At 41.3% G+C, this 7021-nt stretch carries 8 protein-coding genes and 3 tRNA genes; 1 reads left to right on the top strand and 10 read right to left on the bottom strand.

The genetic code is table 11. The features are described 5' to 3' along the window. Nucleotides 1–30 precede the first annotated feature (30 nt). Nucleotides 31–432 (bottom strand): 30S ribosomal protein S9, encoded by a 402-nt coding sequence (gene rpsI, locus RBATCC27255_RS00985; RefSeq protein ID WP_015522999.1) that lies wholly within the window; start codon nt 430–432, stop codon nt 31–33. 19 nt (nt 433–451) lie between these two features. Further along, nucleotides 452–880 carry a 50S ribosomal protein L13 gene (gene rplM / locus RBATCC27255_RS00980; protein WP_015523000.1) on the bottom strand — a complete coding sequence of 143 codons (429 nt, stop codon included), beginning with the start codon at nt 878–880 and terminating at the stop codon, nt 452–454. A 317-nt stretch (nt 881–1197) separates the two neighbouring features. Between rplM and RBATCC27255_RS00975 the strand changes: the two genes are divergently transcribed. Next, nucleotides 1198–1611, top strand: a complete 414-nt coding sequence (locus RBATCC27255_RS00975; protein WP_101028335.1) for an adenine nucleotide alpha hydrolase family protein — start codon at nt 1198–1200, stop codon at nt 1609–1611. Between the two features lie 348 nt (nt 1612–1959). Here the strand turns inward: RBATCC27255_RS00975 and RBATCC27255_RS00970 are convergent, their stop codons facing one another. From RBATCC27255_RS00970 to hydF, 8 genes are all read right to left on the bottom strand, one after another. Further along, nucleotides 1960–2430, bottom strand: coding sequence for a GNAT family N-acetyltransferase (locus RBATCC27255_RS00970; RefSeq protein ID WP_101028334.1), 471 nt, complete (start codon nt 2428–2430; stop codon nt 1960–1962). Next, nucleotides 2412–2573: a hypothetical protein gene (locus RBATCC27255_RS10365; RefSeq protein WP_169923194.1), complete on the bottom strand. Its 162-nt coding sequence runs from the start codon at nt 2571–2573 to the stop codon at nt 2412–2414. Before RBATCC27255_RS10365 ends, RBATCC27255_RS00970 begins: the two co-directional genes overlap by 19 nt. 245 nt (nt 2574–2818) lie before the next feature. Beyond that, a tRNA-Leu gene (locus RBATCC27255_RS00965) sits at nt 2819–2906 on the bottom strand. 9 nt (nt 2907–2915) lie between these two features. Continuing rightward, nucleotides 2916–2990, bottom strand: a tRNA-Glu gene (locus tag RBATCC27255_RS00960). Nucleotides 2991–2995: 5 nt separating this feature from the next. Then, a tRNA-Met gene (locus RBATCC27255_RS00955) sits at nt 2996–3072 on the bottom strand. A gap of 182 nt (nt 3073–3254) precedes the next feature. Further along, nucleotides 3255–4205: an ROK family protein gene (locus tag RBATCC27255_RS00950; protein ID WP_015523003.1), complete on the bottom strand. Its 951-nt coding sequence runs from the start codon at nt 4203–4205 to the stop codon at nt 3255–3257. Between the two features lie 55 nt (nt 4206–4260). Next, nucleotides 4261–5739, bottom strand: a complete 1479-nt coding sequence (gene guaB, locus RBATCC27255_RS00945; RefSeq protein WP_181980540.1) for an IMP dehydrogenase — start codon at nt 5737–5739, stop codon at nt 4261–4263. A 90-nt stretch (nt 5740–5829) separates the two neighbouring features. Continuing rightward, on the bottom strand, nt 5830–7014 hold the full coding sequence (gene hydF, locus RBATCC27255_RS00940; protein WP_101028333.1) for a [FeFe] hydrogenase H-cluster maturation GTPase HydF: 1185 nt from the start codon (nt 7012–7014) through the stop codon (nt 5830–5832). Nucleotides 7015–7021: the final 7 nt, after the last annotated feature.

The raw sequence follows: 7021 nt of genomic DNA, 5'->3' as shown, positions 1-7021 counted from the left end.
CTTCGGAGCTGATAAGCAATATAAACTTGATTATCTCTTTGAGAACTGAGGAGCTCTACGAGCTGCTTTAAGACCGTATTTCTTACGCTCTTTCATTCTCGGGTCACGAGTTAAGAAGCCTGCCTTCTTGAGCTTGCCACGGAGATTCTCTGTGTCATACTGAAGAAGAGCTCTTGAAATACCGTGACGGATAGCACCGGCCTGGCCTGTTACGCCGCCGCCTGATACTCTGCAAACGATGTCAAACTTCTCGTCTGTTTCTGTAAGAGCGAGAGGCTGTCTTACGATGAGCTTGAGTGTTTCAAGACCAAAGTAATCGTCAATGTCACGATCGTTGATTGTGATTTTGCCTGTGCCCTGATAAAGTCTTACACGAGCAACAGAACTTTTTCTTCTGCCTGTACCGTAAAAATAAGGTGTCTTATCGTACATTATCTTTTGCCTCCTTCAATTAGTCTTCAATCATTGCAGGCTTCTGAGCCTGATGATTATGTTCTGCACCCTCAAAGAGTCTTAATCTTAAAAGAGCTGCTCTGCCGAGTGTATTTTTAGGAAGCATACCCTTAACAGCAAGCTCCATAGCCTTTGTTGGCTTTGTTGCCATAAGTGTATCGTAACGAGTTTCCTTAAGATGGCCGATATAGCCTGTGTGGCGCTGCCACTTCTTCTGTGTGAGCTTGTTACCTGTAAGAACAGCGTCCTTGCAGTTGATGATGATTACATGATCACCACAGTCAACATTGGGAGTAAAAGTAGCCTTGTTCTTACCTCTGAGGAGAGTAGCTGCCTGAGCTGCTACACGACCGAGTGACTTGCCGGCTGCATCAATTACATACCAGTTGCGCTCAACTTCGTTTGGTTTAGCTAAAAAAGTTGACATAACAATATCCTCCTGTATTTTTTCACTGTGAGATTGATTATATTACAATTTATGCCCATTGTCAACACTTTTTTGAAAAAATTTAATTTAGCTTTGAACAATCTCTTAAATACGCTTGTTTACTCTCATATACTCTCGTATACTCACATACTATTTTTAAAATAATTTTCTGAAAATGCTGATAAATACTGAATTTTTTAAATTTTGCGCACATTTATTAAAAAAGCAAAAATTCACAATAAATTCACAATATGAATATTTTTCCGTCAAAAACGCCTGTTATTATATAGGCACAGTAAACGAAGGAGGTGAAAAAATTGAAAAATACAAAGTCGGCAGTTCTTGCCTGCGTCACCAGTCAGTATAACTGTGACAGAATTATCCGAATTGCCAAAGAAATTGCCGACAGCTCTGATTGCGAACTCAGAGTTATGAGCGTTTTAAAACCGATGTCAGACTATTCGGCAGTAAGCGACGAAATTGATTACCTTTACCTTATTGCAAAGGAATCCGGTGCGGATATGACCGTAATGTTTTCGGACGACGCCCCAAAGGTTACTGCAGAATTTGTAAGAGATAACAATGTTGAACGCATTGTAACAGGTATGCACGACGGAAAAGACAACAGCTTTCTTGTAAAGTTTAACGAGCTTTCTCCTGCCACGCCGATAACCATGGTTTCAAAGGACAATATGGTTTACAGTATGGATTTGTGCAGATCCTATTCATAAATTTTTTTGATACAAATTTCCTTTCTCTCCACCAAACATACACAAATATAATTTTATTTACACCGAAGAATCGTATAAATCTTTCTTCTTAAAATATACTCTCTCCGAAAATGACCTGCTGTTTTTCAGTAGGTCATTTTCATATACATCTGCCGTTAGTAGGTTATATTTGCCGTTGGCAAACTATGTTTGCTACGCAAGCTATACAGAAACTGTTTCAACATAAGTTTATGTTCCCACCCAAATTATAAAAGCCTTGCAATTTTTTTACTTGCAAGGCTTTGTTGTGTTTAATTATAATGTAAAAAACATCGGAATACACCCGTCAATATAGTTGTAAGAATCCTTTTACATAAACTCTGTAAATTCACAAAATCCATTTCTTTTGTAAAAGTTTACAGCCTCGGGTACTGAATACAATAAGATATAATCAAAAGAAATTGCTTCTTCGGAAATCTCAATCAATTTTTTCAAAACCTCACACAACATTAAATCGCTGAATTTAAAATCATCGTCATAAGATTTATGCTGATAGGTTTTATCTATTGCAAAATATTTTATTTCTGCTGCAGGATAAGTTATTGAATCATTTTCATAAGCTTTTTTCAGTCCTGATGCACAATAGGTACAATATCCGATTATCTGACCATTTGTTTCATCCAGAAAAACAAATGTAGTTCCTTCGTCATTTTCTTTCATCTGTATAAGCTTTTTGTCAAGTTCTTCTAAACCACAAGAAAATTCCTCAATTAATTCAATGTTAATTGAGGAAATTCTCTTAAATTTATATTTAAACTTTTTTACTTCTTCAAATCCCACTCAACATCACCTTTGTTGTGCTTTTTCAACCTATCCTGAAGAAGATGTTTTCCGGAATGTTCTTTAGCTTTTTTATCGAAATTTTCAACCTTATCGACAGCAACTTCAAATGTTTTATCCATTGGTACTGTAAGAACAGCCATATTAGTTTCCTCCTTCGTATTATTAATAGCACACCACACCCTTTTCTTTAGCATACAAATATCTGTATGCAACAAAAAAGTATTTATACTATCTGCTTTAATTTTAAACTAATAAACATATCTTGTCAATGATATATTCACAAATAATCAAGAAAGACCATCCAAAACGGATGGTCCTTAAACAAAAACAACTATACAATTAAAAAATCACCGAAACGAAAAAAACAGCCCTTATGGCTGTTTTTTGGTGCCGGTGACCGGACTTGAACCGGTACGGTCGCAATGACCGAGGGATTTTAAGTCCCTTGTGTCTGCCTATTCCACCACACCGGCAAATATATTTGGTGACCCGGACGAGAATCGAACTCGTGTTACCGCCGTGAAAGGGCGGTGTCTTAACCGCTTGACCACCGGGCCAAATATGGTAGCGGAAATAGGACTTGAACCTACGACACTTCGGGTATGAACCGAATGCTCTAGCCAGCTGAGCTATTCCGCCATGTAATACATGAATGTTGCCAACCGAAATCAGCAAGATTTATTATAGGGCAAAAAGGACGATTTGTCAACACTTTTTTTAATTTTTTTCAAAAAAGTTTTTCTCGTTTTAAAATCCGCTTTTCGGGCAGAAAAACACATTTTCTGCCCGAAACCACGAAATAAAATTTAACGGTTTGCCAATTACTCAAGAAAAGCCGCACCGATAATGCCTGCATCATTGCCAAGGCTTGCCTTGCAGATGACTGTCTGTTTATCGTTATGCTTTGTATATCTTTCCTTTTCAACAATTGTGCGGAGCGGAGCAAGAAGATTTTCGCCCTGATTTGAAATACCGCCGCCGATACAAAGGATGTCAGGCTGGAAGATATTGATAATGTTTACAAGACCGCAAGCGAGATAACCGATATACTCGTCAATTACGGTTTTGGCATTTGCATCACCTGCAAGAACAGCATCAAACGCAGTCTTGCCTGTAACCTTGTTAATATCACCGTCACATGACTTGAGCATATAGCTGAAGTCGAAGTTCTCCTTGAGGATTTCCTGCTTTGTGAGGTTAATAAGACCTGTTGCAGAAGCGTATGCCTCCCAACAGCCCTTTCTGCCGCACGCACATTCCTTACCGTCTTTAACGATAACCATATGTCCAAGCTCAGCGCCTGCATAGTTAGAACCGCTGTAAATCTTGCCGTTAATAATGATACCGCCGCCGATACCTGTGCCGAGTGTTATTGCAATCGCATTCTTTGCACCCTTTGCACTGCCTGCAAGATACTCGCCGAGGGCAGCAGCGTTTGCATCGTTTTCAACGCAAATCTTTGTATTGAGCCTTTCCTCCATCATCTTGACAACCTGCCAGTTATGGAAGAAAAGATTAGCCGAATACTCTATAACGCCTGTTTTCGGATTAACCGCACCGGGTACGCCGATACCGATTGACTCAATATCATCAATTGTGAGTTTTGCTTTTTCAATTGCCTTTAATGCAACATCTGCCATACTGTCGCAGATTTCGCTTTCGGGACGGGGCACATTTGTTTTACAGCTTGCCTTTGCGATAATTTCGTAATTTTCGTCAACGACACCGGCTACAATGTTTGTTCCGCCCAGATCAATTCCGAGTCTGTACATAAACTGTCGGCACATCCTTTTCTTTTATTTTATACAAATATTTATGATTTATCAATTATGAATGATAAGAGTAGTTCGGAGCTTCTTTTGTAATCTGAATATCATGCGGATGGCTTTCGCGAAGACCTGCGCCTGAAATCTGAACAAATCTTGCCTTCTCGTGAAGATCCTTGATTGTTGCACAGCCTGTGTAGCCCATACCTGCACGAAGTCCGCCGAGCATCTGATAAATTGTGTCTGAGAGCGGTCCCTTGTAAGGTACACGACCTTCAACACCTTCGGGAACAAACTTGTTGTTACTTGCCTGGAAGTATCTGTCTGCACTGCCTTTGCCCATTGCTCCAAGACTGCCCATGCCTCTGTAAACCTTGAACTGTCTGCCCTGATAGATTTCGTTGTCTCCGGGGCTTTCGGCACAACCTGCAACAAGTGATCCGACCATTACAACACTGCCGCCTGCGGCAAGTGCCTTAACGATATCACCGCTGTACTTGATACCGCCGTCTGCGATTACAGGGATACCGTACTTTGACGCTTCACAAGCGGCATCATAGATAGCTGTAATCTGAGGAACACCGATACCTGCAACGATTCTTGTTGTACAGATAGAACCCGGACCGATACCAACCTTAATAGCGTCTGCGCCGGCATCAATAAGAGCCTTTGCTGCCTCTGCCGTAGCAATGTTACCTGCGATAAGAGGAAGGTTCGGATATGCTTTCTTAACCTTTGCAACAGACTGAACAACATTTGAGTTGTGACCGTGTGCAGAGTCAAGAACAACAACATCAACCTGTGATTCAACAAGAGCCGCAACTCTGTCAAGAACATCCTTTGTGGCACCGATAGCGGCACCGCAGATGAGTCTGCCCTTGTCATCACGGGCAGAGTTGGGATACTGAACGCTTTTTTCAATATCCTTAATTGTGATAAGTCCCTTAAGACTGCCATCCTTGCCGACAATCGGGAGCTTTTCGATTCTGTGCTCACGGAGAATCTGCTGAGCCTGCTTAAGAGTTGTGCCTACAGGAGCGGTAACAAGGTTTTCGTGCGTCATAACAGCAGAAATCGGCTGTGCAAAATCGGCGCCTGTCATAAAACGCATATCACGGTTTGTAATAATGCCGACAAGCTTGCCGTCACGGCAAATCGGAACACCCGAAATTTTGTACTTACCCATAAGTTCATCTGCATCTCTTACCGTGTTCTCGGGAGAAAGGAAGAACGGATTAACGATAACACCGTTTTCACTTCTCTTTACTCTGTCAACCTGATCTGCCTGCTTTTCAATTGACATATTCTTATGAATAATACCAACGCCGCCCTCACGAGCCATAGCAATTGCCATATCTGTTTCGGTAACGGTATCCATAGCGGCAGTCATAAGCGGAGTATTAAGCTTGATTGTTTTGGTAAGATGAGTTGACACATCAACATTCTTTGGCTCAACATCTGATTCGCCCGGAATAAGGAGAACATCGTCGAATGTAAGACCCTTCTTGCCAAATTTTTCGTCATAACTTGTATTCAGCATATTATTCCTCCATACTACAAAATTCGATTTTTATTGTTACCTATTATTATAACAAATCGACCTGTGATTATCAAGACGGAAAAAGTTATTTTAAACGAAAATTTTTTCAAACATTTCAATTGAGCGTTCAAGGATTCCACGCATATAGGCTATGGCGATTCCGTAGTTTGTGAACGGAACTCCGCTTTCAACCGAACGGTTCATTCGGCTGATTATCTCTCTTGAATTGAGCATACACGCACCGCAATGGATTGCAAGTGAAAATTCCGACAAATTATTCGGGAAGTCTTTGCCTGAGCTTGTCACGATTTCAAAATTTTTACCCGTGTAATTTTTCAGCAATCGGGGAAGTTTTACCGTGCCGATGTCATCGCATTGCCTGCGATGAGTGCAACCCTCGCTGATGAGAATTTTGTCACCGTCACTAAGCGACTCAATTGCCCTTGCACCGTTTACGGCAGTTTTCAGAAATCCCTTGTACCTCGCCATAAGAATTGAAAACGAGGTCAGTTTGATATCGTTCGGCACAATCTCTGAAACAGGCTTAAACACCTGACTGTCGGTTATGACGAGCTTTGGTTTTGTACCGAGATTTTTCAGAGTATCGGCAAGTTCGCTTTCACGCACACAAACAGGGATTGCTCCGCTGTCGAGCAAATCACGGATAACCTGCTGCTGCGGAAGAATTATTCTGCCCTTGGGGGCGGCGGAGTCAATCGGGATTACAAGCACAACAAAGTCATTTTTATTAACAAGGTCGCCGCAAAGCCTTTTATCGGATTTTTGTGCGTTTACAACTTTTGCGATTTTATCCTTTAAAAGTTCGATATTCGTGTTGTTTTTTGCACTTACAAAGATTTTACCGTCAGTTGTATTGTCAAGCAAATCGCATTTATTGAACACAATAAGATACGGAATTTTCTTCTCCTCAAAAAGCGATACAAGTTCGTTTTCAACCGAGGTCATTCCGATTGTTCCGTCAACCACAAGCACGGCAATGTCAACACGGTTCAGCACGGCTTTTGTGCGTTCAACACGCATTGTGCCGAGAGTTCCTCCGTCATCAAAGCCTGCCGTGTCGATTATCACAACAGGACCGAGCGGAAGAAGCTCCATTGTCTTTTCCACAGGATCGGTTGTTGTGCCTTTTTTGTCCGATACAAGCGACATATTTTGATTTGTGACCGCATTCACAACGCTTGATTTTCCTGCATTTCGTCTGCCGAAAAATCCGATGTGCAGTCGTTCCGACGACGGTGTATCATTCATTCCCATTACGCCC

Source organism: Ruminococcus bromii (assembly GCF_002834225.1).
Taxonomy (GTDB): domain Bacteria; phylum Bacillota; class Clostridia; order Oscillospirales; family Acutalibacteraceae; genus Ruminococcoides; species Ruminococcoides bromii.
The sequence above is the reverse complement of the archived record's forward strand: the minus strand, read 5'-3'. Positions and strand labels throughout refer to the sequence as shown.

What these genes read in the sequence shown, in the direction of transcription:
- RBATCC27255_RS10365 (WP_169923194.1), bottom strand. Translation starts at nt 2,573, where the DNA reads ATGGCTGTTCTTACAGTACCAATGGATAAAACATTTGAAGTTGCTGTC.
- rplM (WP_015523000.1), bottom strand. Translation starts at nt 880, where the DNA reads ATGTCAACTTTTTTAGCTAAACCAAACGAAGTTGAGCGCAACTGGTAT.
- guaB (WP_181980540.1), bottom strand. Translation starts at nt 5,739, where the DNA reads ATGCTGAATACAAGTTATGACGAAAAATTTGGCAAGAAGGGTCTTACA.
- hydF (WP_101028333.1), bottom strand. Translation starts at nt 7,014, where the DNA reads ATGGGAATGAATGATACACCGTCGTCGGAACGACTGCACATCGGATTT.
- RBATCC27255_RS00950 (WP_015523003.1), bottom strand. Translation starts at nt 4,205, where the DNA reads ATGTACAGACTCGGAATTGATCTGGGCGGAACAAACATTGTAGCCGGT.
- rpsI (WP_015522999.1), bottom strand. Translation starts at nt 432, where the DNA reads ATGTACGATAAGACACCTTATTTTTACGGTACAGGCAGAAGAAAAAGT.